The organism is Streptomyces sp. NPDC054794 (genome assembly GCF_053611585.1).
Genome location: NZ_JBSHAQ010000021.1, coordinates 49201 through 73370, shown reverse-complemented (window position 1 = coordinate 73370; position 24170 = coordinate 49201). Strand labels below are relative to the sequence as shown.

At 72.2% G+C, this 24170-nt stretch carries 23 protein-coding genes; 7 read left to right on the top strand and 16 right to left on the bottom strand.

Translation table 11 applies throughout. The annotated features are described in order from the left end of the window. Window positions 1–86 precede the first annotated feature (86 nt). The 4 genes from ACWGKT_RS22915 to ACWGKT_RS22900 form a co-directional block, all read right to left on the bottom strand. On the bottom strand, window positions 87–965 hold the full coding sequence (locus ACWGKT_RS22915) for a geranyl diphosphate 2-C-methyltransferase (RefSeq protein ID WP_356149812.1): 879 nt from the start codon (window positions 963–965) through the stop codon (window positions 87–89). A gap of 47 nt (window positions 966–1012) precedes the next feature. Further along, a complete protein-coding gene (locus ACWGKT_RS22910) occupies window positions 1013–2065 on the bottom strand; it encodes a family 2 encapsulin nanocompartment cargo protein terpene cyclase (protein ID WP_356149813.1) in 1053 nt (350 codons plus the stop codon). Window positions 2066–2081: 16 nt separating this feature from the next. Further along, window positions 2082–3524, bottom strand: a complete 1443-nt coding sequence (locus ACWGKT_RS22905) for a family 2B encapsulin nanocompartment shell protein (RefSeq protein ID WP_453275138.1) — start codon at window positions 3522–3524, stop codon at window positions 2082–2084. A 226-nt stretch (window positions 3525–3750) separates the two neighbouring features. After that, window positions 3751–4758: a zinc-binding alcohol dehydrogenase family protein gene (locus ACWGKT_RS22900; protein WP_453275182.1), complete on the bottom strand. Its 1008-nt coding sequence runs from the start codon at window positions 4756–4758 to the stop codon at window positions 3751–3753. Window positions 4759–4923: 165 nt separating this feature from the next. Between ACWGKT_RS22900 and ACWGKT_RS22895 the strand changes: the two genes are divergently transcribed. Both ACWGKT_RS22895 and ACWGKT_RS22890 read left to right on the top strand, forming a co-directional pair. Then, window positions 4924–5718 (top strand): VOC family protein, encoded by a 795-nt coding sequence (locus ACWGKT_RS22895; RefSeq protein ID WP_356149817.1) that lies wholly within the window; start codon window positions 4924–4926, stop codon window positions 5716–5718. Between the two features lie 58 nt (window positions 5719–5776). Next, the gene (locus ACWGKT_RS22890) at window positions 5777–6469 is read left to right on the top strand and encodes a ribonuclease H family protein (RefSeq protein WP_453275137.1); all 693 of its coding nucleotides are present in this window, start codon (window positions 5777–5779) and stop codon (window positions 6467–6469) included. On the opposite strand, the gene melC2 is transcribed toward ACWGKT_RS22890, so the two are convergent. Further along, window positions 6470–7291 carry a tyrosinase MelC2 gene (gene melC2 / locus ACWGKT_RS22885; protein WP_356149821.1) on the bottom strand — a complete coding sequence of 274 codons (822 nt, stop codon included), beginning with the start codon at window positions 7289–7291 and terminating at the stop codon, window positions 6470–6472. A gap of 34 nt (window positions 7292–7325) precedes the next feature. Then, window positions 7326–7748: an apotyrosinase chaperone MelC1 gene (gene melC1 / locus ACWGKT_RS22880; RefSeq protein ID WP_453275136.1), complete on the bottom strand. Its 423-nt coding sequence runs from the start codon at window positions 7746–7748 to the stop codon at window positions 7326–7328. A 355-nt stretch (window positions 7749–8103) separates the two neighbouring features. Here melC1 and ACWGKT_RS22875 point away from each other — a divergent pair, with 355 nt between their 5' ends. The 5 genes from ACWGKT_RS22875 (at window position 8104) to ACWGKT_RS22855 (ending at window position 13104) form a co-directional block, all read left to right on the top strand. After that, entirely contained in the window at window positions 8104–9354 is a 1251-nt protein-coding gene (locus ACWGKT_RS22875; RefSeq protein WP_453275181.1) for an FAD-dependent monooxygenase, read from the top strand. Window positions 9355–9438: 84 nt separating this feature from the next. Next, entirely contained in the window at window positions 9439–10908 is a 1470-nt protein-coding gene (locus ACWGKT_RS22870) for an MDR family MFS transporter (protein ID WP_453275135.1), read from the top strand. Beyond that, window positions 10905–11501, top strand: a complete 597-nt coding sequence (locus tag ACWGKT_RS22865; RefSeq protein WP_453275134.1) for a TetR/AcrR family transcriptional regulator — start codon at window positions 10905–10907, stop codon at window positions 11499–11501. Before ACWGKT_RS22870 ends, ACWGKT_RS22865 begins: the two co-directional genes overlap by 4 nt. A gap of 83 nt (window positions 11502–11584) precedes the next feature. Beyond that, window positions 11585–12568, top strand: a complete 984-nt coding sequence (locus ACWGKT_RS22860) for an aldo/keto reductase (protein WP_453275133.1) — start codon at window positions 11585–11587, stop codon at window positions 12566–12568. A gap of 47 nt (window positions 12569–12615) precedes the next feature. Beyond that, entirely contained in the window at window positions 12616–13104 is a 489-nt protein-coding gene (locus ACWGKT_RS22855; protein ID WP_356149833.1) for a DUF6328 family protein, read from the top strand. Here ACWGKT_RS22855 and ACWGKT_RS22850 read toward each other — a convergent pair. The 10 genes from ACWGKT_RS22850 to ACWGKT_RS22805 form a co-directional block, all read right to left on the bottom strand. Then, a complete protein-coding gene (locus tag ACWGKT_RS22850; protein ID WP_356149835.1) occupies window positions 13078–13740 on the bottom strand; it encodes a DUF2238 domain-containing protein in 663 nt (220 codons plus the stop codon). The two genes, ACWGKT_RS22855 and ACWGKT_RS22850, sit on opposite strands and share 27 nt — an antisense overlap. 67 nt (window positions 13741–13807) lie before the next feature. Next, window positions 13808–14233: an SsgA family sporulation/cell division regulator gene (locus ACWGKT_RS22845; RefSeq protein WP_235459758.1), complete on the bottom strand. Its 426-nt coding sequence runs from the start codon at window positions 14231–14233 to the stop codon at window positions 13808–13810. A 62-nt stretch (window positions 14234–14295) separates the two neighbouring features. Beyond that, on the bottom strand, window positions 14296–15345 hold the full coding sequence (locus ACWGKT_RS22840) for a hypothetical protein (RefSeq protein WP_453275132.1): 1050 nt from the start codon (window positions 15343–15345) through the stop codon (window positions 14296–14298). A gap of 96 nt (window positions 15346–15441) precedes the next feature. Then, complete coding sequence (locus ACWGKT_RS22835; protein WP_453275131.1) at window positions 15442–17142, bottom strand: serine/threonine protein kinase; 1701 nt, start codon at window positions 17140–17142, stop codon at window positions 15442–15444. 200 nt (window positions 17143–17342) lie between these two features. Next, a complete protein-coding gene (locus ACWGKT_RS22830) occupies window positions 17343–18302 on the bottom strand; it encodes a threonine/serine dehydratase (protein ID WP_453275130.1) in 960 nt (319 codons plus the stop codon). Window positions 18303–18385: 83 nt separating this feature from the next. Next, window positions 18386–19414, bottom strand: coding sequence for a polyprenyl synthetase family protein (locus tag ACWGKT_RS22825; RefSeq protein ID WP_453275129.1), 1029 nt, complete (start codon window positions 19412–19414; stop codon window positions 18386–18388). Beyond that, window positions 19411–20454 (bottom strand): tetratricopeptide repeat protein, encoded by a 1044-nt coding sequence (locus ACWGKT_RS22820; RefSeq protein WP_356149845.1) that lies wholly within the window; start codon window positions 20452–20454, stop codon window positions 19411–19413. The genes ACWGKT_RS22825 and ACWGKT_RS22820 overlap by 4 nt, the downstream gene beginning before the upstream one ends. A 195-nt stretch (window positions 20455–20649) precedes the next feature. Continuing rightward, on the bottom strand, window positions 20650–21327 hold the full coding sequence (locus tag ACWGKT_RS22815) for an AIM24 family protein (RefSeq protein WP_356149847.1): 678 nt from the start codon (window positions 21325–21327) through the stop codon (window positions 20650–20652). A 68-nt stretch (window positions 21328–21395) separates the two neighbouring features. After that, on the bottom strand, window positions 21396–22790 hold the full coding sequence (locus ACWGKT_RS22810; RefSeq protein ID WP_453275128.1) for a CAP domain-containing protein: 1395 nt from the start codon (window positions 22788–22790) through the stop codon (window positions 21396–21398). Between the two features lie 104 nt (window positions 22791–22894). Continuing rightward, entirely contained in the window at window positions 22895–24160 is a 1266-nt protein-coding gene (locus tag ACWGKT_RS22805; RefSeq protein WP_453275127.1) for a serine hydrolase domain-containing protein, read from the bottom strand. Between the last annotated feature and the right edge of the window lie 10 nt (window positions 24161–24170).

Here is a 24170-nt window from a genome sequence, read left to right as displayed (position 1 = left end):
CGGGCGGGCCCGCTGTCGACCGAATTCCGAGGCATGCCGAAGGGGGCGGTGTCCCGCGACACCGCCCCCGGGCGAACCGGCCGGGCTCAGACCCGGTCGGCCGCGATCATCAGGTACTGGAAGCTGCGGTTGCGGTACGCGGACAGGAACGTGTCCTCGATCCCCGTCACCAAGTGGTCCGCCTGCCGACGTAGTTCCCAGTAGGGGATCGCCGCCTCGGTCAGGTCCTGCACATGGACCGGCACCAGACGGTTGCGGGCCATGGCCCGGAAGTAGGCCGACCTCGGATGGATGTCGCAGATGTAGTGGGCGTTGATGAGGGACACCTCGCGCGAGGCCTGTCCGTAGGTGTCGTTGTAGCAGCCGGTGACCACCACGTAGCGTCCGCCGCGGCGCAGCACTCGGGCGTGCTCGGCGAACAGCAGGTCCAGCTCCACGTACATGGAGGACTCGTTGTTCCACGAGGCCGCGTACGCGCCGGACTCGAAGCCGGTGTCGAGCATGTTGCGGTGGTGGTAGCGCACCTTGTCGTCGATGCCCCGCCTGCGCGCCGTCTCGTTGGCGAACTCGGCCTGCTTGGCGGAGATGGTGACACCGTCGGCGTGGCAGCCGTACCGGAGGTTCGCCACCACGCTGCCGCCGCCGCGCCCGCAGCCGGCGTCGAAGACGCGGTCGGCGGGGGCCAGTGGGCCGAGCTGGGAGGCGAGGAGTTCGGCCTGGGCGTGTTCGAGCCGGTGCAGTTCGGCGGTGACCCGCTCCCGGCGCAGGGTCGAGTCCGGTTCGTCGAGCACCGCCCAGTCGGCCTCGCCGATGCCGTAGTGATGGTGGTAGAGGTCGTCGATCTTTCCGAGTTCGAGGTTGACCGGGTTCTCCTCGGCGTTCCAGTAGTCCGCGACGCGGGTCTGGTACGTGGACTGGGTCGGTACCGGTGCGGTCGTGGTCCGGGCGACGGGTGCGGTGGTCAACAGTGACTCCTCGTGATGCGTCTGACGGCGTTTCGAAGATCCCCGGGTCACCAGTAGTCGGGGAGGTGGTAGCGGTGGGTATTGGTGGAGTGCCACTCGTGGTTGCCGGACACCCAGGCGGCGAGCCCTTGGGCATAGCGCTCCACGAGGGGCGAGGTGGCGGACAGGACGGCGGACTCCTCCTCGAAGGCCTCCATGATCCGGTTGTGGATCTGAACGGACCTCAGATAGGCGGCCTTCAGCCCGCACCGCTCGTTGGCGGCCACGACCTGCGGCAGGTTGAGGTGGTCCGGGTCGCTCGCCAGTTCCTTGGTGAAGGAGTAGAGGTCGTTGACGATGGTGGTGGCGTTGCAGGCGAGCGCCGTGATCCGCTGGACCTCCGGGCGGGCGTAGAGCTGTTCGGGCAGTTCGTAGCCGTCCACGGCGTCGACGATCGACAGACAGGGCCGGAAGTTGTTGAACTGCCGCATCACCAGGTACTCCCAGACCCGCGGGGTGTACCGGGTCTCCATCCAGGCGGCCTCGCCCAGGTAGCCCAGGTGCAGCCGGGCCATGTCGTGCACGAACCGGTCGGTCTGGCTGGGGGTCGCGAAGGTGGCGTAGTCGGCGAGAGCGAACTGGTACGAGCGCAGCGGTCCGTCGGCCCGCAGGCCCTCGCGCCACTGTTCCTCCAGCTCCGGGACGCCGTGGAAGGGGTCGAGCGCCGACTGCGCGATGATCAGCGGGCCGCCCAGACCGCGCCGTGATCCGCCCCGGCCCTCGTCCTCCTCGCAGTAGCAGGAGTCGACGATGTTCTCGGCGAGCAGCAGCTTGCCGGCGCCGGTCAGGCGGTCCAGGTCCAGGGCACTCGGATGCTGGAGCACGACGGCCCGGCCGAACTGGAAGCCGGAGAAGTCCCCCTTCCAGGCCTGCGGGAACAGATCGAGGTCACGGGCCCAGGCCTCCAGGCGGCGGTCGATCTCGGCGGCCTTCTCCGGGTCGGCGGGCGCGGCCGGCCGGTGGTGCAGTCCGGGGATCACTCCGGTGCGCCGGGCCGGGCGCATGGTCCGGGCGATGTCCGGCGGTCCGGGCAGCGTGTAGGAGTGGGTGGGTGAGCTCATGGTGTGCTCCAGGCCGTCAGTCCGCGGTCCGGCCGATCTGGACGTTTTCGAGGATCCCCGCCGCGTCCGGGACCAGGATGGCCAGCGAGTAGTAGGCGGTGACGAGGTAGCTGATGATCGCGGCGGAGTCGATGCCCATGAACCGGACGTTCAGGCCGGGTTGGTACTCCTCGGGGATGCCGGTCTGGTGGAGGCCCACGACACCCTGGTCCCCCTCTCCGGTGCGCAGCGCGATGATGCTGCTGGTGTGCTCGTCGGTGATCGGGATCTTGCCGCAGGGGAAGATCGGGACTCCGCGCCAGGCGGGGATCTCGTGCCCGTCGACGTTCGCCGTGCCGGGCACCAGGCCGCGCTTGTTGCACTGCCGGAAGAACGCCGCGATGGCCTTCGGATGGGCGAGGAGCACCTTGGTCTTGCGGCGCATGGAGATCAGCTCGTCCATGTCGTCCGGGGTCGGCGGGCCGGTGAACGTGCTGACGCGCTGTCCGTAGTCGATGTTGTGCAGCAGCCCGAACTCCCGGTTGTTGACCAGCTCCCACTCCTGGCGCTCGCGGATCTCCTCCACGGTCAGCCGGATCTGCTGCTCGGTCTGGTTCATCGGGTTGTTGTAGAGGTCGGCGACCCTGGTGTGCACCCGCAGCACGGTCTGGGTGAGGGACAACTCGTACTCGCGCGGGGCGAGTTCGTAGTCGACGAAGGCGCCGGGCAGGGTCGGCTCGCCGACGTGGCCGGCCTGCAGCGGGACCTCCGCCTCGCCCTTGCGGTTCATCGGCCTGAGCTGCCGCTCCACATAGGAGCGCAGGTGCTCGGCGAGGGAGGGCACCCGGTCCGTGAACTCCTCGACGACCGCCCAGGACAGTGCCAGCACCACGCCCGAGGTCTCGGCCCGGACCGAGGTGAGCCACAGCGGGTCCGACTGGCCGATCGCCTCGTCGCCCATCTGGTCGCCGTCGGTGACGACGCCGATGAGTTCCTCCTCGCCGTACTTGCCGGCGGTATAACGGGTGAACCGGCCGTGGACGACGAGGTAGGACTCCGTGACGGGCTGTCCGGCCTCGAACAGGACCTGTCCCGGCCGGACATGACGGGGCTGGAACCGGGTGGCGATCTCCCGCAGCACCTCCGTGTCGGGGTAGCCGCGCAGCACGGGCAGTTCGGTCAGCGTCTCGGGGATGACCCGGATGTCGTCGGCGCCGTTGTGCTCGAAGTGCACCCGCCCCCGGCCGGTGCTCAGCTGGAGGCGCCGGTTGACGCGGTACGCGCCGCCCTTGACGTCCACCCACGGCAGGGTCTTCAGCAGCCACCGGGAGGTGATGGCCTGCATCTGGGGTTCGGACTTGGTGGTCGTGGCGAGCTGGCGTGCGGCCCTGGTGCTGAGACTGGTGAGCTGCGCCGCGGACGCGGGCTCGGGGGCTGGTTCGTCGACGGCGGAACCGGCGGCGCTGTCCGGTGTGGACACATTCCCTCCCGGGAGGTGAACGGGGTGACCGGATCGGTCGGTGGTGAGCGAGTTGGTCGTGCGCTCGGACCAGCGAAACAGCCGGGAGTGATCTCCCGGTACGGCGTGAAGGGGGCGGTTTCATGATCTGGTGGTGTAAACATCCCGGTTGTCGCGTGCGGCGCGGGCGTGCGTGATCACGCGCCGGTGTTCCGCCCCGGCACCCGGTGCCGCCTCGGGTTTCGCCTCAGGAGAGATCGTTCACCAGCACCGCCGCCCCGTCGAAGCGGCCGGCCTTGAGGTCCCTGAGCGCCTGGGGAGCCTGGGACAGCGGATACGTGTGCGTCGTCGCGCTGACGTCGTGCAGCGCGGCCTTCGCCAGGAACTCGCGCCCGTCGGCCCGGGTGTTGGAAGTGACGCTGCGCAGTTCCTTCTCGTAGAACAGGTCGGTCTCGTAGTGCAGGGTCGGTACGTCGGTCAGATGGATGCCGGCGACCGCCAGGACTCCGCCCCGGTCCAGCGCCCGCAGCGCGACCGGGACCAGGTCGCCGACCGGGGCGAACAGGATCGCGCTGTCCAGGAGCTCCGGGGGCAGGTCGTAGGCGTCGCGGGCCGAGGCGGCACCCAGGTCGAGGGCCAGCCGCCGGGCGTCGGCGCCACGGGTGAGGACGTGCACCGTGGCACCTTCGGCGAGGGCGACCTGCGCGCACAGATGGGCGCTGCCGCCGAACCCGTACAGGCCGAGGCGGCCGCCCGGCGGCAGCGCGGCGCGCTGCAGCGCGCGGTAGCCGATGATCCCGGCGCACAGCAGCGGCGCCGACGCCACGTCGTCCAGGGCGCCCGGCAGCCGGTAGGCGAAGTCGGCCGGGACCGTCGTGTACTCCGCGTAACCGCCGTCCGCGTCCCACCCCGTGTACTCCGACCGCGGGCACAGGTTCTCGGCGCCCCGCAGGCAGTACTCGCACTCGCCGTCGGTGTGCCGCAGCCAGGCCACGCCCACCCGGTCGCCCACCGCGAAGCCCTCGACCGGGGCCCCGGTCCCGGCGACGACGCCCACCACCTCGTGGCCCGGTGTCACCCCGGGCCGGCGCACGGGCAGGTCCCCCTCGGTGACATGCAGGTCGGTCCGGCACACCCCGCAGGCGCGTACATGGACCAGGAGCTCGTCGTCGGCGGGTTCGGGCACCGGCCGCTCGACGAACCGGAGGGGCTCCCCCTCGACCGGTCCGGGGCGGTCCACCGACCACGCCCGCATCGTCGCCGCCGTCATCGGGTCCGTCATGCCGTGCCCCGTCCTGCCGAAGGCCGCCGTCTCCGCTCTCCCAGTGTCGAACAGACCGACTGGTTCGGCGCGCGGGCCGACCGGCGGATGGCTAGCGTGAGTTTCGGACAGTCCGTCTCACCCGAGAGGGCCACGACCATGGCCGTGCAACCTGAAGGAACCCCCTGCTGGGCCGATGCGATGTTCAGCGACGTCGAGGGAGCCAAGAGCTTCTACGGCGACGTCCTCGGATGGACCTTCGGCGAGTCGTCGTCGGAGTACGGCAATTACACCCAGGCCTATGTGGACGGCCATGCGGTGGCGGCCGTCGTCCCGCCCATGCCGGGGCAGGAGGGCCAGTCGCAGTGGTGCCTCTACTTCGCCTCGCCCGATGCCGCCGCCACCGCGACCAGGATCCGTGAGAACGGCGGCGAGATCCTGATGGAGCCGATGCAGGTCGGCGAGTTCGGCACGATGTGCCTGGCCCGTGAGCCCAGCGGAGCCGTGTTCGGGGTGTGGCAGGCGGGTGTCCACGAGGGCTTCGAGGCCAGGGAGGTGCCCGGCGCCTACTGCTGGGCCGAGGTCTTCACCCGTGAGCCCGAGACGGCGGACCCCTTCTTCACCACCGTCTTCCCCTATACCGCGCAGCAGATCGAGGACGACGCGGTGGATTTCCGGATCTTCAATCTCGATGAGAACGCGGTCCTCGGCCGGATGAAGATGACGGAGGAGTTCCCGCCCGAGGTGCCCTCGTACATCAATGTGTACTTCACCGTCGCCGACTGCGACGAGGCGGTCGCCAAGGCCACCAAGCTCGGTGCCGTCCTCCGGTTCGGGCCCATGAGCAGTCCCTTCGGCCGGTTCGCGGCGCTCAGCGATCCACAGGGCGCCAACTTCTCGGTGATCGACGTCACGACCACGGAAGGGGACATGCCCCGGACCACGGACGTCTGACCGGGACCCGGGCGTCCCACCGCGACCTCGGCGACCGGCCGGTCCGCGGCGTCGTGGCATGATCGTGCCCATGCGTGAACGAGTTGTGGCCGCGTGCGACGGGGCTTCGAAGGGAAACCCCGGACCGGCGGGCTGGGCCTGGGTGGTGTCCGACGACTTGGCGACCCCGGCTCGCTGGGAGGCGGGGCCGCTCGGCCGTGCGACCAACAACGTCGCCGAACTGACGGCGCTGGAGCGCCTGTTGGCGGCGACCGACCCCGGCGTGCCGCTGGAGGTCCGGATGGACTCGCAGTACGCGATGAAGGCGGTCACCACCTGGCTGCCGGGCTGGAAGCGCAACGGTTGGAAGACCTCCGCCGGCAAGCCGGTCGCCAATCAGGAGCTGGTGGTGCGCATCGACGAGCTGCTCGACGGCCGCTCCGTCGAGTTCCGCTACGTCGCCGCCCACCAGGTCGACGGCGACCCGCTCAACGACTTCGCCGACCGCGCGGCCAGCCAGGCGGCCTCGGCGCAGGAGTCCGCGGGCAGCGCCCTCGGCTCGCCGGAGCCGCCGCCGTCGTCCGGCGCCGCGTCGTCCGCCGCCCCGCGCCGCAAGGCGCCCCGCAAGCAGGCCGGCGGCTCCTCCGCCCGGACGATCAAGGCGAAGTTCCCCGGCCGCTGCGCGTGCGGCCGCTCCTACGCGGCCGGCGAGTCCATCGCCAAGAACACGCAGGGCTGGGGCCACCCGGAGTGCCGTACCGCCGAGGCCTGATCAGACGTCGAAGGTGTAGAACGACGTGTGGTCCAGCAGGTCCGCCGGACGCACGGTGTTCCACGGCTTCATCGTCTCGTTCAGGTCCACCACGTCCGGCGTCCCGGCGGCCGGCACGTAGCCGGCCCCCGGGTGCCGGCGCTGCCACTCGGCCCACAGCTTGTCGATGTAGGCGTGGTGCATCCAGAACACCGGGTCGTTGGGGGAGACACCGGTGGCCATCTGGCCGCCGACCCACACATGGACCCGGTTGTGCAGATTGACCCCGCGCCAGCCCTCCAGGTGGTTGCGGAAGCCGTCCGAGGCGCTGTTCCAGGGCGCCATGTCGTACGTCGCGATCGACAGCACCGACTCGACCTCGGCGCGGGTGGGCAGCTCGCGCACGGCGGTGCCGAGCGACCGGCGCAGGAACGTACGGCCGTCGACGCGCACATTGATCGGCCAGTTGCCGCTCGACCCGGCGAACGGCCCGTCCGTCACCCGGCCGTCCGAGCTGCGCCCCGTGCCGCCCAGGAAGTCCGGCGCCCAGAGCGAGGCGCGCACGGTGCGGTCGGTGCTCCAGTCCCAGTACGGCAGCGCCACCGACGCGTCCACCGACTGCAGCGCCTGCTCGAAGTCGAGCAGGAATCTGCGGTGCCAGGGCAGGAAGGACGGCGAACGGTGCCCGGTCCGCTCGCTGTTGTCGGTGTCGGACATGATGAAGGCGTTGTGCGTCCTGACGAACTCGTCGTAGCGCCCGTTGCGCTTGAGCTCCAGCAGGGCGGCGACGAACCGCCGCTTCTCGTCGGCGGTCAGGCTGGCCTGGTTCTTGCGTACGGTCATGGTGCGGGTACTCCGGATGTCTCGGCGTGGGCGGTCAGTTGGCGGGGAACGGGAGGAGCGCGGCGCCCTGCAGCTCGTCCACCGCGGCACGGGCGGCGGCGCGCGGGGTGGACACCGGGTCGTAGTGGCTGACGACGCTGATCCAGCTGCCGTCGGCGTTCCGCATCACGTGCAGCTCCACCCCGTCGACGAACACGGAGTACCCGCCGCCGTGCTCGTGGTGGTGACCGCCACCGGTCGTCGGACGCCCCTGTATCCGGCGGCCCTTGTAGACCTCGTCGAAGGCCGAGGGGGAGCCGGGCTGGTGCCCGGTGTGCTCGTCGTGCCCGGTGTGTTCTTCGTGCCCGGCCGAGGTGGCCGGGGCGGCGGAGGCGGAGACGGCGAGGGCCTGGGCTCCGGCCGCGACGGTGAGGGCGGCCGCGGCGGTGAGCGCGCGGCGACGGCTGATTTCGGGCATGCGGGATCTCCTGGACGCTTGTCGGGAGGTGACTCCGCATGCCTATCGGCTCGCGCGAGACCGGGAGAAATCACCCGGAGGCGGTTGGCCATGATCCGGACAAGTGCCAACATGTCATGCAGAGTTGAACAAAGATGATCTTGTTGCGGATGAGGACCTTTGTGCCCGGAATGGGGAATTCCTTGCCGTCGGGAGGTAGTTTCCGGTGATCTTTCGCGGGCGGCGCCCGGGCGAGTGGCGCGGCTCACCGCGTCAAACTGACGCGATCCGAAAGCCCGGCGCCCCGCCCTCGCCCTGTTACTCTGCGGTACCGTTCCACTGCGTTGAGTGACTTCGCCGAGTGACTTCCAGGGGTGTGCGCGTGAAGGTCGTCTGCGTCGGGGGCGGGCCCGCCGGCCTCTACCTCTCGATCCTGCTCAAGCGGCAGGACCCGTCCCACGACATCACCGTCCACGAACGCGACCCGGAGGGCTCGACCTACGGCTGGGGAGTGACGTACTGGCGCACCCTGCTCGACAAGCTCGAAACGCACGACCCCGAGTCGGCGCGCGCAGTCGAGGAGCACTCCGTCCGCTGGAGCGACGGCGTCGCCCACGTACGGGACCTGACGACCCGGCACCACGGCGACCAGGGCTTCGGCATCGGCCGCCACCGGCTCCTCGCCCTGCTCGCCGAGCGCGCCCGCTCGCTCGGTGTACGGCTGGAGTACGGGAGCGAGATCACCGCCGTGCCGGCCGGCACCGACGCCGACCTCGTCGTCGCCGCCGACGGCGTGCACAGCGCGCTGCGCGGCCGGCACGCCGACCACTTCGGCACGGCGATCGACTCCGGCCGCAACCCCTACATCTGGCTCGGCACCACCAAGGTCTTCGACGCCTTCACCTTCGCCTTCGTCGAGACCGGCCACGGTTGGATCTGGTGCTACGGCTACGGCTACAGCGGCGAGCACAGCACCTGCGTCGTCGAGTGCGCCCCCGAGACCTTCGCCGGCCTCGGACTGGACCGCGCCGGCGAGGCCGAGGGGCTCGCGCTCCTGGAGAAGCTCTTCGCCGACGTGCTCGACGGCCACCCCCTGATCGGCCGCTCCCCGGCCGACGGCAGCGCCCAGTGGCTGACCTTCCGCACCCTCACCAACCGCACCTGGTACCGCGACAACCTCGTCCTGCTCGGCGACGCCGCCCACACCACCCACTACTCCATCGGCGCCGGCACCACCCTCGCCCTGGAGGACGCCATCGCCCTGGCCGACGCCCTGCGCGCACCCGGTTCCCTCCCGGCGGCCCTGGCCGGCTACGAGCGCCGACGCAGGTCCGAGCTGCTGTCCGTGCAGAGCGCGGCCCGCCACAGCGCCCAGTGGTACGAGAACCTGCCCCGCTACATCCAGCTGCCCCCGCACCGGATGTTCGCCCTGCTCGGCCAGCGCCACTCGCCGCTGCTGCCGTACGTCCCGCCGCAGCTGTACTACGGCCTCGACAAGGCCTGCGGACAGCTGGAGGCGCTGCGCAGGCTGAAGCGGTGGCTCGGGCCGCGGGCCGCGCGGGCCCTGCATGCACGGTCCTCGGGCGCCCGCGAGCGGAGCGACCTCGGCCGCGGCGCCCGCGAATAACCAGGAAAGACTTGGTGAATGACCATTCACTCGCTAGGGTGAATTCATATTCACCAGCCGATGCCTGCCGCCGACGGAGTGTCGATGGACCAGACCGCGCCGATATCCGTCCAGCCCGAGCGGGGCCGGCCGACCATCGCGGTCCTGGCCTTCGGCGGCATCCTCATGGCCGTCATGCAGACCGTGGTCGTCCCGCTGCTCCCGGACCTGCCGCGGCTGACCGGCTCCTCTCCGGGCGCGGTCTCCTGGATGGTGACGGCCACCCTGCTCGCCGGGGCCGTCCTCACGCCGGTACTCGGCCGGGCCGGCGACATGTACGGCAAACGGCGGGTGCTGATGGCTGCCCTCGCGCTGATGACCGTCGGCTCGGTCATGTGCGCGCTCTCCTCCGACATCGGGGTCCTCATCGCCGCCCGCGCGCTCCAGGGCGCCGCCGCGGCCGTCGTACCGCTGTCCATCAGCATCCTGCGGGACGAACTGCCGCCCGAGCGGCGGGGCTCGGCGGTCGCGCTGATGAGCTCCACCGTCGGCATCGGCGCCGCTCTCGGCCTGCCGCTCGCCGCGCTGGTCGTGCAGTACGCCGACTGGCACACCATGTTCTGGCTGACCAGCGCGCTCGGCGCGGCGGGCGTGACGGCCGTGTGGTGGGCCGTGCGGGAGTCCCCGGTGCGGGAGCCGGGCCGGTTCGACGCCCTCGGCGCGCTGGGCCTGGCCGTCGGACTGACCTGCCTGCTGCTGGGGGTGTCCCAGGGCGGGCAGTGGGGGTGGGCGAGCGGCCGGATCCTCGGCCTCTTCCTCGCGGCGGTCGTCGTCCTCGCCCTGTGGTGGTGGCAACAACTGCGCACCCGGCAACCGCTGGTCGACCTGCGGCTGGCGTGGCACCCCCGGGTGGGGCTCTCCCATGTGGCGGCACTGCTGACCGGGTTCGCCTTCTATGCCAACTCCCTGGTGACGGCCCAGCTCGTGCAGGCGCCGAAGGCCACCGGATACGGGCTCGGGCTGTCGATCGTCGCCACCGGTCTGTGCCTGCTGCCCGGCGGCGTCACCATGCTGCTCTTCTCGCCCCTGTCGGCCCGCATCTCGGCGGCCCGCGGACCACGCGTCACCCTCGCCCTGGGGGCCGCCGTCATCGCCTGCGGCTACGCGGTGCGCATCGCCGACAGCCGCGACCTGTGGATGATCATCCTCGGGGCCACGGTGGTCGCGACCGGCACCACGCTCGCCTACTCGGCGCTGCCCACCCTGATCCTGCGTGCCGTCCCTGCCGGGCAGACCGCCTCCGCAGGCGGCGTCAACGTCCTGATGCGCACCATCGGCCAGGCCACCTCCAGCGCGGCCGTCGCCGCCGTCCTGGTGCACCACACCAGCCCGGTCGGCGGGGCCCCGATGCCCACGCTGCACGGCTATCTGCTGGCCTTCGCGATGGCGGCGGCGGTCGCCCTCGCGGCCTCGGCCGCGGCCCTGTCGATCCCCGGGGACGCGCCCGGCGATGATCCCCGCTCCGCCCCCGGCGGCACCCGGGGCGCGCGCGACCAGGCGATGGAGGGAGCATGAGTGCCGTGAGCACTCCACCCGGCACCGCCCCGCCCGCGCCCGCCCGCCGGGACGCCGAGGCGACCAAGGCGGCCATCCTGAAGGCGGCCCGGTACCTCCTCGCCCGGCACGCGCACGCCGACATCACCCTCAAGGCGGTCGCGGAACGCGCCGGTGTCAGCCCCCCGTTGATCCTGAAGTACTTCGGCAACAAGGACGCCCTGTTCGCCCGCGTCATGTCCTTCGAGAGCGACGCGGCGAGCCTTCTCGACGCCCCCCTGGAGGGCCTCGGCCGGCACATGGTCCGGCACGTCGTGCACAGCCAGCGCGAGCGGGGCGCCGACCCCCTGCTGCGCATCGCCTTCGCGCCCCTGCACGGCGACCAGGGCGAGATCCTGCGCGCCAACTTCCGCGCCCAGGTCACCGAACGGCTCGCCGAGCGCCTCGACGGCCCCGACGCGGGCCTGCGCGCCGAACTCGCCGTCGCCGCGCTCCTCGGCCTGGGCGTGATGTACGGCATCGCCCGCGGCAGCCACCTGCGCGCGACCTCCCCCGACGACATCGCCGACCGCTACGGCCCCGTCGTACAGGAGCAGTTGACGCCCATGCGGTGAGCCGCGCGTGATCCGGGGCGCGCGAGCGGGCAACCGGAGTGGTGCGTTCCGTGTGGGTCCTGGACAGGTGACAGACTGGCGTCATGGACGAACGCGTAATCGGCAGGTCGGGTCAGCGGGCATCGGTCGTCGGCCTCGGCACATGGCAGCTGGGCGCCGACTGGGGCGACGTCGACGACAAGGAGGCCCTCACCGTACTGGAGGCGGCGGCCGAGGCGGGGGTGACCTTCTTCGACACCGCCGACGTGTACGGCGACGGGCGCAGCGAGGAGACCATCGCCGCCTTCCTGAGCGGCAGGCCGGACCTGCACGTGCTGGTCGCCACCAAGATGGGCCGCCGCGTCGAGCAGATCCCGCAGAACTACGTCCTCGACAACTTCCGCGCCTGGAACGACCGCTCGCGCCGCAACCTCGGCGTCGACCGCATCGACCTGGTGCAGCTGCACTGCCCGCCGACCCCGGTCTACTCCTCGGACGAGGTGTTCGACGCCCTCGACACCCTGGTCGAGGAGGAGCGTGTCGCGGCCTACGGTGTCAGCGTGGAGACCTGCGCGGAGGCGCTCACCGCGATCGCCCGGCCGAACGTCGCGAGCGTGCAGATCATCCTCAACCCGTTCCGCATGAAGCCGCTGCGCGAGGTGCTCCCGGCCGCCCGGGAGGCGGGCGTCGGCATCATCGCCCGCGTGCCGCTCGCCTCCGGTCTGCTGACCGGCAAGTACACCAAGGACACGGTCTTCGCGGCGAACGACCACCGCACCTACAACCGGCACGGCGAGGCCTTCGACCAGGGCGAGACGTTCTCCGGCGTCGACTTCGCCACCGGCGTCGAGGCGGCCGCCGAGTTCGCCGCGCTCACCCCCGAGGGCTGGACCCCCGCCCAGACGGCCCTGCGCTGGATCGTCGAGCAGCCCGGTGTGACCACCGTGATCCCGGGCGCCCGCTCGCCGGAGCAGGCCCGGGCCAACGCGGCCGCCGCCAAGCTCCCGCAGCTGCCCGAGGAGACGGTCACGGCGATCCGGGACCTGTACGAGCGCCGGATCAAGGACCAGGTGGAGGGCCGCTGGTAGGACGCCCCGACCGTTTGAAGGATCGGCGCGACGGTTACCCGCTCCCCATGGAGCGGGTGGAAGCGCGGCCGACCGGGCGCGACGAGACCGAGGAGGAGCGAGCCGACCGCATGTGGGGCGAGCTCATCCAGGAGGTCCGCGTCGCGCAGACCGGTGTGCAGATCCTCTTCGGCTTCCTGCTCACCGTGGTCTTCACCCCGAAGTACGCCGACCTGCCCCCTACCGACCAGGTCATCTACATCGTGACCGTGGTCCTTGGCGCCTGCGCGACCGGCGCCCTCATCGGCCCCGTCTCCCTGCACCGCGTGGTCGCGGGCAGGCGCGTGAAGCCGCAGGCGGTACGGCTGGCGTCCCGGATGACCTTCGTCGGGCTGGTCCTGCTGCTCGCCACCATGACCTCCTCTCTGCTGCTCATCCTGCGGGTGGCGACCCACGACGCCTTCGTGCCCTGGCTGGTCGCTGCCGTGGTCGCCTGGTACCTGGTGTGCTGGTACGGGCTGCCGCTGTGGTCACGCCGTCGGCACACGACGCGCTGACTCCAGGGCCGCCAGCTGCCGGTCGTGCACCCGGCTGAGCAGCAGCAGCGACAGGACGGCCCCGATCAGGGCGCAGAACATGTCCCACTGCGTGTCCCAGACGTCGCCCTGGGTGGCGAGGAACGCGTCCGCCGAGTGCCCGCCGGCCTCCGCCGCCGCCCACTCCAGAAGCTCGAAGAAGGCGCTGAAGGCGAGGCAGGCGCACACGGTCAGCGGCGCCAGCCAGCGGCTGCCGCGCAGCGGTGAGGTGCGGCTGAGCAGCTCCCGTACCAGCACGGCCGGGACGAAGCCCTGCATCAGATGGCCGAAGCGGTCGTACGGATTGCGGTCCAGGCCGAACGTGTCGCGCGCCCAGTCGCCCAGCGGTACCTGCGCGTAGGTGTAGTGGCCGCCCAGCGCGAGGACCAGCGCGTGCACGGCGAGCAGCCCGCACAGCAGCCCGGTGAGCGGGAAGCGGCGCCAGGTCAGGACCACCAGCGGCAGCCCGACCAGCACCCACACCGTCTCCAGGAACCAGGTCGTGCGGTCCCGCGCGCCCCAGGCGGACAGGGCCATGCCGGTGACGACCACCCCGGCCGCGAGGACGGGCAGGGTGAGGCGTGGGGCGCGGCGCGGGGAGGTGTGCACTGCGGTCATGGCGGACTCCTTGTCGTGGGAGCCCCATCGTGGCCGAGCGGTCCGGGCGGGACATGAGTACAACTACTCAGCCCGCGGCGAGGATTTCCGCCAGGAGGTCGTCGACCCGGACCTCCTCCCGGCCCGGCGCCACGACCTCCCGGCTCTCGCGCAGGAACGCGGCGACGGCGGGCGCCCACGCGTGCACCACCGCGTGGTGGCGGCCGCCGTCGGGCCGGGCGTCGCCGAGGAACTCCAGGCGCAGCTCCTGCCACATGCCGGTGGACACGGGCCGCAGCCGTACGTCCCCGACGCCGACCGGCCCGCGCAGCCCGTCGGCGAGCAGCTGCCGGTCCAGCCGCCAGCGGGCCAGCACATGTCCGTCGTGGGCGAAGACCGCGGTGACGGCGAACGGGTCGTCGGCGTCGTACATCAGGTGGGCGAGCACGCTGCAGCGGCCCGTGCCGCCCGCCTGGAGCTGCACCACGAGGGTCTTGTGCACGAAGGTGTTCACGCGTGTGCCTCCGAGGACGGTCGACGTAGTGTCCTCTAGTACCCCTCTCGTGCCCGGGATGCTCACTCGTCGCGTTGATTTTCCCGGGCGCCGCGCAGCGCGGTGAGGCAGCTGCCGATGGCCTGCTGGAGTTCTTCGAGGCGCTGGACCATGTCGTCCTCGTAGTAGTCCTGGGCGTCGTCGAAGGTGAGCTCCTCGAACGCCCGGGTCGCCTTCTGCAGGCTGTTGTAGAACTTCGTCCGCCGTTCCGTGACCCGCAGTTCCGGGTCGGCCTCGACGGTCTCGGTGACGAGGGACTTCATCGTGTCGTAGGCCTCGGCGGCCCACTCGCCGCAGTCCTCGCCGTCGTCCAGCTCGTCGATGAGCGACAGGTGCCGCTCGGCCTCCTGGCGCACCTCGACGGGCGCGTCCACGGTCTGCCCGGCGGGCGTCCTGATCTGTCCCGACTCGGCGATCTGACGCACGTAGCCGATCCGGTCCGCCGACCGGCTCTCGCTGGCGACGGCCTTCTTCAGGTCGTCGGTGCGGACGACGTCCCGTGCCAACTCGGCCTGCAGCTCGGGGTCTTCGCGCACCCGGTCCAGCAGGGCCGTACGGGCGGCCCGGGCGGTGGAGGGGTCGGCGAGGATCGCGGCGCGCAGGGCGGTGGGGTTCTCCGCGACTTCGAGGGCCTTGGTGGGCCGGATGCCCTCGGCCTCTGCGGCCTCGGCGATGGCCGTGCCGCGCTCGGAGGTGGCGCTGGAGCGGGAGACGTAGTAGCCCAGCCACACGTCCGCGTCCGGCAGTTCGACCTCCTGGCCCGGTGCCAGCTCCTCGAAGTGGGGGACCAGACCGTCGTCGGCGGCCCGGTCCCAGGCCTTGTAGTAGCGCATGACCCGCTCGGCGGAGCACCCGGCGAGTTCCGCGAACTCCTTCGCCGACACCTTCGCCGTCTCGTCCGCGCCCTGGCCGCCGGGCCGTACGCTGCGCGCCACCATCAGAGCGAAGGTCCAGCCTCCGGTCCGCGCGTAGACCCCGAACTCGCGCGCGTCCCGCGCCACGAGGTCGGACAGGGGTGCCGCAGATGTCTGGGACACTGCGGACGTCTCGGACGGGTCGATCGCTAGGGTCACGGATGACTCTCCTGGGAGCGGGGCGGGTTGGTCTGCGCGGGCGCAGAACGGCAGCCTATATTGCCCCATTGCGTCGCTTTGGCGGACCCCGTCGGCTCAGTTCGCCGGTTCCCGGAAGGTCTGGAGGAAGGTCTTCAGGGCCAGTCGGTCGGCGGTGCCGTCGAAGGACGCGGCCGGGGCCGTGAAGCGCAGGGAGAAGCTGCGGTGCCCGCCGATGAGGAAGCCACGGCCGAAGGTGCGTGTGCCGTTCTTCGCGGACCCCTCCAGCCACTCCATGTCGGCGGCCTTGTGGCCCCGGTAACTGGTCGCCTTGATGGCGCCGATCAGCCGGAAGCCGAGGAGCTTGCGCAGGCCGGGCTGGACCTCGTCCCGCCAGACGGCGACCGGGTCGGGACCCACGCGCGCGCTGTAGGTGACCGCCAGGGTGCGCGGGTCGTCGCCGCCCGGACCGAAGGTCACGCGGAACGCCTGGTTGCCCGCGCGCTTGGTCTCCAGCCGCTGCCAGCCGGCGGGAAGGGCCACCGAGAAGCCCTCCGGGGCGGTGTAGCGCCCAAAGCCGGCGGGCAGCGCGTTCGCCGGGGCCGACTTCGAGGCGGACGGCGTGGCCGAGGGGGAGGCGCTCGGCCGGGCGGAGGGCGAGCCGGTCCCGGGACGCGCGGGCGCGGCGGTGCGGCTCGGCGCGGGCGAGGGACGCGTCGCGTGGCCGTCGGGTCGGGCGTCCCCGGAGGCGGCCGTGGCGGACGGCCGGGGTGCCTCGGCCGCCGTGCCGGTGCTGTCGGCGCCGGGCAGCCCGCGGGTGCCGGCGAGTACGGCGGCCGACACGGTGGCGACGGCCAACGCGGTCCCGGCGAGCATGGTCCGTCTGCTCCGCCCCGGGGGCATGAGGCGGGTGCCGCGCGGCCGGGGCGAGGGGGCGGGCAGCGGGCCCTCCTCGGGGTGTTCGCCGAGGACGCGGGTGAGGGCCTCGCGGACCACCGGCCGGGTCGGCCGCTCCCGGGAGTCCTTGCGCAGCAGCCCCAGCACGGTCTGCGTGAGCGGACCGGCGCGCAGCGGCGGGCGCAGGGGCAGCCGGTCCACGCCCTTGAGGGTGGGCTCGTGCCCGCCCCGGTCACGGAACGGGGGCCGCCCCTCGATCATCGTGTAGAGGATCGCGCCCAGCGCCCACATGTCCGCGGCCGGTCCGATGCGCTCGTCGCGGGCCTGTTCGGGCGAGGCGTACGACGGTGCGGTGACCCGGGGGGCCAGGGTGGCGCCGGCCAGTCCGAAGCCGGTGACCACGACCGGTCCCCGGTCGCTCACGAACAGCTGGCCGGGGCTGAGTTCGCCGTGCGTGAAGCCCTCGCCGTGCGCGGCCTCCAGCACGTCGAGCAGTTCCAGACCGATCCGGGCCGCCCGCGCACAGGTGAACGCCCCTTCCCGGGTGAGGAGTTCGCCGAGCGGTATGGCGTCGATCCATTCGGCGACGGTCCAGAGCGTGCCGATCTCCTCGATCGCGTCGATCACGGTGGCCACCCGGCCGGGGCGGAGCACGCCCATGAGTTCGGAGGTGCGCAGGATACGGGCGGTGGTCAGGTGCGCGGTCTCCTCGGCCGTGCCGTAGGGCAGCGCGATCTGCGTCACCAGGAGCGGCCGCCGCGCGGCGCCCGCGGCGTTGTCGCCGTACGCGGCGTCCCCAGCGGATTCGAGGGATTCGGCGTACCAGCACACGCGGTTCGTCTCCTGGTGGACGACCTCAAGGAGCCGGTACCTTCCGGCGGCCGACTCGTGTCCGGACGCGTGCGCCTTGTCCATGGCCATCCTTCGCTGCTGCCCCTGCTTCTTCTTTCGTAGAGGTACGCGGGGCGCGACGGGGAGTGTTCAAAGGATCCGCAACTCCGGCCCGGTTCTTGCCTTCCATTCACCTGGTCGATGGCGTCCGGGACTTCGGGAAAACGGTCTGCGCCCGCGCTTCGACCTGCGGGTAACCGAGGGTAAACAAACAGGTGCGCGGTCAAGTGTCAGCGCGGACCGAACCGTTCGGTCCATGCCATGAGTTCCTCGCGTGTCGTGTTGCCGCCGCACACCACCAGGCCGATCCGGGCGCCGTCGCCCACCCGCTCCCGTACCCGCCGGGCCGCGGGCAGCAGACAGCCGGCGGCGGGCTCCGCCCACACCTTGGCGTGCTCGGCGAGGTCCAGGCAGCCGCGCACGGCCTCCCGGTCCGGCACCACGAGGACCTCCGTGACCAGGGCGGACACATGCTCGTACGTCAGCGGGGAGACGGACGGGGCGCTGAGCGGGGTGACGACCGAGGAGAGAGCGACCGGTACCGGCCCGCCGGCCGCCAGCGCCTCGGACATGGCCTGCGCGCCCTCCGTCTCCACGCCCCAGACCCGGACGTCCGGGCGGCGGGCGCGCAGCGCGGCCGCCACACCGGAGATCAGGCCCCCGCCGCCGATGCTCACGATCACGTCCGTGAGCTCACCGGCGTCCTCGGCGAACTCCAGCCCCACGGTGCCCTGCGCGGCGATCACGACCGGATCGTCGAAGGGGTGGACCAGGGTCAGTCCCTCGTCCCGCAACCTCTCCACCAGCTCGAACGCGCTGCCCATCCCGTCGGTCAGCCGCACCGACGCCCCGGCCTCCTCGACGATGGCGAGGGAGCGGGCGGGCGCCGTGCGCGGCATGACGACCGTCGCCTTCACATCGAGCGCCGCCGCCATCACCGCGAGGGCGATCCCGTGGTTGCCGCCGCTGGCCGCCACCACGCCCGCCGCCCGCTCGGCCTCGCTCAGCGACAGCAGCTTGAGGGTCGCGCCGCGCGCCTTGAACGAGCCGGTGCGCTGGAGCTGTTCGAGCTTCGTGGTGACCGGCACGCCGAGCAGCTCGGACAGGCCGGGGCTCGGCACGGTCGGGGTGTGCACGACGTGTCCGGCGATCCGCCGCGCCGCGGTTTCGATGACCGAGATGCCGATCAAGGTGGTTCACCCTTTCGGCGCGGGGTGAGGGACCGCGCCGCCTCGCACCCTGACCCGTCAGGAGTGCCGAGGTCAACACGGTGTCACAGGTCGCGGCGCACCAGGAAGTCGAGGAGGCTTCGCAGCTCACCGGCCGCCCCGGGCGCCAGCGGCACACCGGCGAGCGCCGTTCTCGCTGTCGCCGTGTGACGGCGGGCCTCCGCCAGCGCCGCCCTGCGGCCGCCCGCCTCCTCGATGAGCAGGCTCGCCGCCTCGGTCCGCCCGGCCTCCAGGAGCGTGGCGAGGCGCCCGCCCTCGGGTGAGTCGAGCGCGGACAGCACGGGGAACGTCCTCTTCCGCTCGCGCAGGTCGCCGTGGACTGGCTTGCCGGTGACCGCCGGATCGCCCCAGATCCCCAGCACGTCGTCGGTCAGCTGGAAGGCGACGCCCAGGTGCCGTCCGGCCCGGTCGAGCGCGGTGACCGTGGGCTCGGGCGCGCCGCCGAGCGCGGCTCCCAGCGCGGCCGCGCAGCCCAGCAGGGCGCCCGTCTTGTGCTCCGCCATCGTCCGGTACTCCGCCGGCCGCACCCGCTCGGGCCCGGTCCACGGCCGGGTGGCGAACAGCAGGTCGTCCGCCTGCCCGCGCACCAGGTCGGCCAGGGCCGTGGACAGCAGGCGCACGGTGGCCGGTCCGTCCGGGGCGGTCGCGAGGGTCTCCACGGCCAGTGCGAACAGGGCGTCGCCCGCCAGCACCGCCGGGCCGGTGCCGTACGCCTTCCATACGGTGGGGCGGCGGCGCCGGGTCGGGTCGCCGTCCATGATGTCGTCGTGCAGCAGCGAGAAGGTGTGCACCAGCTCCACCGCGACCGCCGCAGGCACTCCGGCACGCCCGGGTGCGCCCGCCGCCTCGGCCCCGAGCACGGCCAGCGCCTGCCGCACGCCCTTGCCGCCGGGCGCCGCCACGGGTGCGCCGCCGACCTCGCACCAGCCGAGGGAGTACCCGGCCATCTCGCCCACCCACGGATGCAGCCGTCCCACGGCCTGAGTCAGCGCGGGCCGGACCAACTCCCGGCAGCGTTCGAGGACCTGGGGCACCGAGGGCGGCGCCTGCACCGCCGAGGAAACCGCCGTCACCGGGCGACCTCCACGCCCGCCACGCCGAACTCCTCCTGCGCCCGGGCCACCATCTCCCGTGCGTGCCGCAGTCCGCTGCTCTCCAACACCCGGGCCAGATCGGCGAGTTCGGCCGCCGTCTCGGCACGGTCGCGGCCCAGTCGGGCCAGCGACTTGGCGAGGCCCAGCCGGGCCAGCGCCTCGCCGCGCGGCTCGCTCATCGTACGGAACTCGTCGAGCGCCAGCTCGTACAGCTCCCGGGCCTGCGCGTAACGGCCCGCCCGGTAGAAGACGTTGCCGCGCATCTTGTGGTTGTAGGCCAGCGCGCTGGTCAGTTTCATCGCTCGGCAGGTCGTCTCCGCCCGTGACAGCAGCTCCAGCGCCCGCTCCGGGTCGCCGTCGCGCACCGAGACGATGTCGGCGAGCCCGCGCAGCGCCCAGGCGTGACCGCGCCGGTCCTCGGCCCGCTCGGCGATCTGTGCCGCCTCCTCGAACATCGCGTACGCCGTGTCGTAGGAGCCGGTGTTGCGGTGCATCTGCGCGATGCCCTCCAGCGCCCACACGGTGTGCCGCGCCTCGCCGCGCCTGCGGGCCTCGGCGAGGAGCTGCTCGTGCAGCCGGCCGACGGCCTCGTAGTCGCCCTGGATGCGGCCGGTCTCCGCGAGGCCCGCCAGCGAGTACCCCCGGACGACGATGTCGCCGCCGCGCTCGCCGAGTTCGGCCGCGAGCCCCAGCAGCCGCCAGGCCAGCGGGAACGCGCCGCGCTGGCGCGCGAGGGTGCCGCCGCTCCACAGCGCCCAGGCCATCGCCGCCTCGTCCCCGGCCTCGCGGGCGGCGCGGTAACTCGCCTTCCACGCCCGGTCGGCGTCCCGCACCTGGCCCAGTCGCCGGTGCGCCTCGGCGACGGCCAGTCCGCAGCGCGCCTCCTCGTCGCGCCGTCCGGTCCGCTCGGCCTCCCGCAGTTGCTCGGTGCCCGCGGCCAGCACGTCGGTCAGCGAGGAGTTGACGGAGAGGGCGGTCAGGGCGCCCTGGTACTCGGGGGCGAATGCCTTGCCGTACATGGCAGCCTTTCTCAACACACCGTGTATACATAGTGCGTATACGCAGGGCGTATGCACTTTGTGTATACATGGCGTGTATAGATCGGTGGAAAAGAGCCCTGGCCACGTGGGCCAGGGCTGCACGTTGTTGTGGATCAAGACGCCGGTACGGCCGGCGGGGTTGCCTGTGAGGCGCAGATCACCGCCCCCGACGCGTCAGTGCTGCTGTGCCTTCTGCGGGGTCACCTCGCTCGGGCGCACCACGACGAACCCCTCGCCCTGGAGCATGAGCTGCACGGCCTCGCCGGAACCGCCGCGCAGCATCGAGCCGATGGACTGCGACCGGTGCAGCGAGGTCTGCAGGCGGGCGGTCCAGCCGACCACGGCGTCCGTGTCGACGTACACCGGCTGCTGCGGCGAGACGGGTATGACCAGCGGGTTGCCCTCGCAGACCAGCCCGAGGCTGCCCTGACCGGTGAACACGCTGTTGAACAGCCCGCCGCCGGCGATGCCCGAGCCCTTGACCGTCTTGATCTCGTACGACAACGAGGCGTCGAAACACAGGACGTTGCGGCCGTTGACGGTGAACTCGTCGCCCGCCTCGACCTCGACGACGAAGCAGTTCTGCGCCTCGTGCGCGAACCACGCCTCGCCCTGGCCACGCACCGCCATCAGCGGCAGCCCCTCACCGGTGACCGCGCGCTTGAGCATGCCGCCCACGCCCTGGCCCTTGCGCTCGAACTTGAGGTTGCCGCGATAGGCGACCATCGCGCCCTGGCGGGCGAGCATCTCGCCGTTGACCGTGTACTTGAGGCACTTGGCGTTCTCGACGGTCAGGCCCGGTTCGACGGACGGCTGCGCCATGTGCTGACTGGAAAAGAGATCACCCTTCATGCGCGCATGGTGTCCCGGACGGCATCGTTCCGCCAAGATCACGGACCGTGGTTCTTGCGGAGCGGCCCTCAGGCGCCGAACAACTGGGTCCAGTACGTGCCCGCCCGGCCGCCGCCGGCGAAGCCGATGCCGATGTGGGTGAAGTCGGCCTTGAGGATGTTGGCACGGTGACCGGGGCTGTTCATCCAGCCCTCCACCACCTCCTGCGCGGAGCGCTGGCCGCAGGCGATGTTCTCGCCGATCGTGCTCCGGGCGGAACCCGCGGCGGCGGCCCGGTCCCACGGCTGCGAACCCTCGGGCGAGGTGTGGGAGTAGAAGTCCCGGGCCACCATGTCCGCGCTGTGCGCCTGCGCCGCGGCCGCCAGCTGCGGATCGAGGGCCAGCGGCGGCAGACCGGCCCCGCGGCGTTCCCGGTTGGTGAGTTCCACCACCTCGGCGCACGTCCGGCCCAGACCGTCCGCGGTGAGCGGCCGGGCCCACAGCGCGGCCCAGTACGTGTCGCCGGTGCGGCCGCCCGTCACGTACGCCAGGCCGGCGTGCGTGAGGGCCGGGTCCTGGAGGGTGCGCCGGGCCTGGTCGGTGCGCAGGCAGTACGCGAGGAAATCGGCGGGGGTGCGCGGGCCGGAGACGAGGTGTTCGCCGACCGTGATGTACGCGAAACCGGTGGCGGTGATCCGCTGGTGGACGAAGGTGCCGTCCCGGCCCTCGGGGTCCAGGCTCCCGGCGGCGGCCATGGCCGAGGCGTGGGCACGCGCGGCGGAGACGAGCCGGGCGTCGAGGACGACCGGCGGGGAACCGGCCGCCGCGCGAGCCGGGTTGACGAGCTTGAGGAAGCCGTCGGGGTCGAGCGCGGGGGAGTGTGCCGTGGGGGAGTGCGCGGCCGGCGGCGAGACGGGCGGCCGCGGGACGGTCGCCGGTGCGGGGGGCGGCGGTGCGGCGGGCCGGGGCGAGGCGTGCGGGGACGCGGCCGCCGGGGGCCGCTCGTCCTCCAGGACATCCACCCCGAAGTCCCGGGCCAGTCCCGCCAGTCCGTCGGCGTACCCCTGGCCGATCGCGCGCAGCTTCCAGGCGGCGCCCCGTCGGTAGAGCTCGGCCAGCAGCAGCACGGTCACCTGGCGCGGCTGCGGCGGCTTGAACCGGGCGACCGTGCGACCCCGCTGATCTTCGACGTGGAGCGTCGCGGCGGGGAGGCGGCCGAGCGCGGTGCCGGGGTCGGCCGGGCTCACGACCAGCGTGACGCGTACGGCACCGGGGCGCAGGCGCGCCGGGTCGACGGTCAGCGTGTCGCCGCGCAGGCGGATGCCGGGGGCGGCCGGCTGGTTGTAGAACACGAAGTCGGCGTCGCCCCCGACCTTGCCGCCCTCGTCGGTGACGAGGGCGGACACGTCGAAGGGACCGGGCACCCGCAGGGTCAGGGCGCCGCCCGGCAGGGGCAGATTGCCCCCGGGAACCAACTCGCTCATCGCGCCGCCCGGGTGGTGAGGGTGCGCACGCACCGGTGGGGGGAAGTCGCCCGTACAACGTCCGGGCGGCGCGCGATGGTTCCCTTGCGCGGGACGGGGTGGGCCTACCCCACGCCCGCCGACGCCATGTCCTGGTCCGGTTCCGTCGTCGCGACCGGCTGCGGGGTCTCCGTGGGCCTGCCGCAGAACGCCGACTCCAGGGTGCCCGCCATCGTGTCGAGCACCTTGCCGTTGTTGGAGGTGTTGGCGAGCGCGGCGATGCTCCGCTTGCCGTCCTTGGTGGTGAAGGCGTACGTGTAGTAGCCCTGGACGGCGCCCGTGTGGCCGTAGACCGAGATCCCGCACGACAGGGTGCGCCGGCGCAGCCCGAGCCCGTAGGCCGTCGTGCTGTTGACCGGGGTCCAGCGCTCCATCTCCGCCAGCCGCGCGGACGAGGTCAGCCTGCCGCCGAGCAGGGCCGAGAAGAAGGTGTTCAGATCGCGCGTGCTGGAGATGATGGCGCCCGCGCTCTGCGCCCAGGACGCCGTCTGCTCGGTGGCGTCGACGAGCGCGGCGCCCGTCGTGTCGGGGGTGAGATAGCCGCGGGTGTAGCGGCCCGGCATCTTCGTGTCGGGGTGGACGTAGAAGGTGTCGTGCAGGTTCAACGGCCTGAAGATGCGGTTCTGGTACTCGGTCCGCACGGCGTGGCCGGTGATCTTCTCGATGAGCAGGCCGGCGACGACGAAGTTGGTGTTGGAGTACGAGTAGGCGGCGCCGGGCGCGTTGGTGCGCGGCTTCTGCAGGGAGAGGGCGACCAGTTGCCGGTAGGTGAAGACCTTCCTGCGCACCGCCTCGAAGCCGGAGACGGAGTGGGCGAACATGTCGTTCGAGTAGTCGTACAGCCCGCTGCGGTGGCTCAGGATGTGCCGGACCGTGATCCGGTCGTCCGGGAGCAGACCCGGCAGATAGCGGTTGACCGGGGCGTCCAGGGTGAGCCGGTGCTCGTCGGCCAGTTGCAGCAGGACGACGGCGGAGAAGGTCTTCGTGACGCTGCCGACGCGGAAGTGGTCGTCGGTGCTGATGGCCCGACGTGTGCTCCGGTCGGCGACGCCCTGGGTCGCCTTGTGGACGCTGCCGCTGTCGTCGATCCGCGCCATCGCGCCGGGCGCGCCCTGCGCCACCGCCGAGCGCAGCACCGCGCGCAGCCCCGTCATGTCGGGGGCCGGCAGACGGGCGGCCGCCGCCCGTGGGTGCGCCTGCCCGCTCGCGGCATGTCCCTGTGCGGTCTGTCCGTTCGCGGCATGCCCGGTCGCGGCCTGCGCCGGGACCGCGACGAGCGACAGCACCACCGCTCCGAGTACCGCGCTCTTGCCCACCGTTGCTGAGACCATCCGGCTCCGG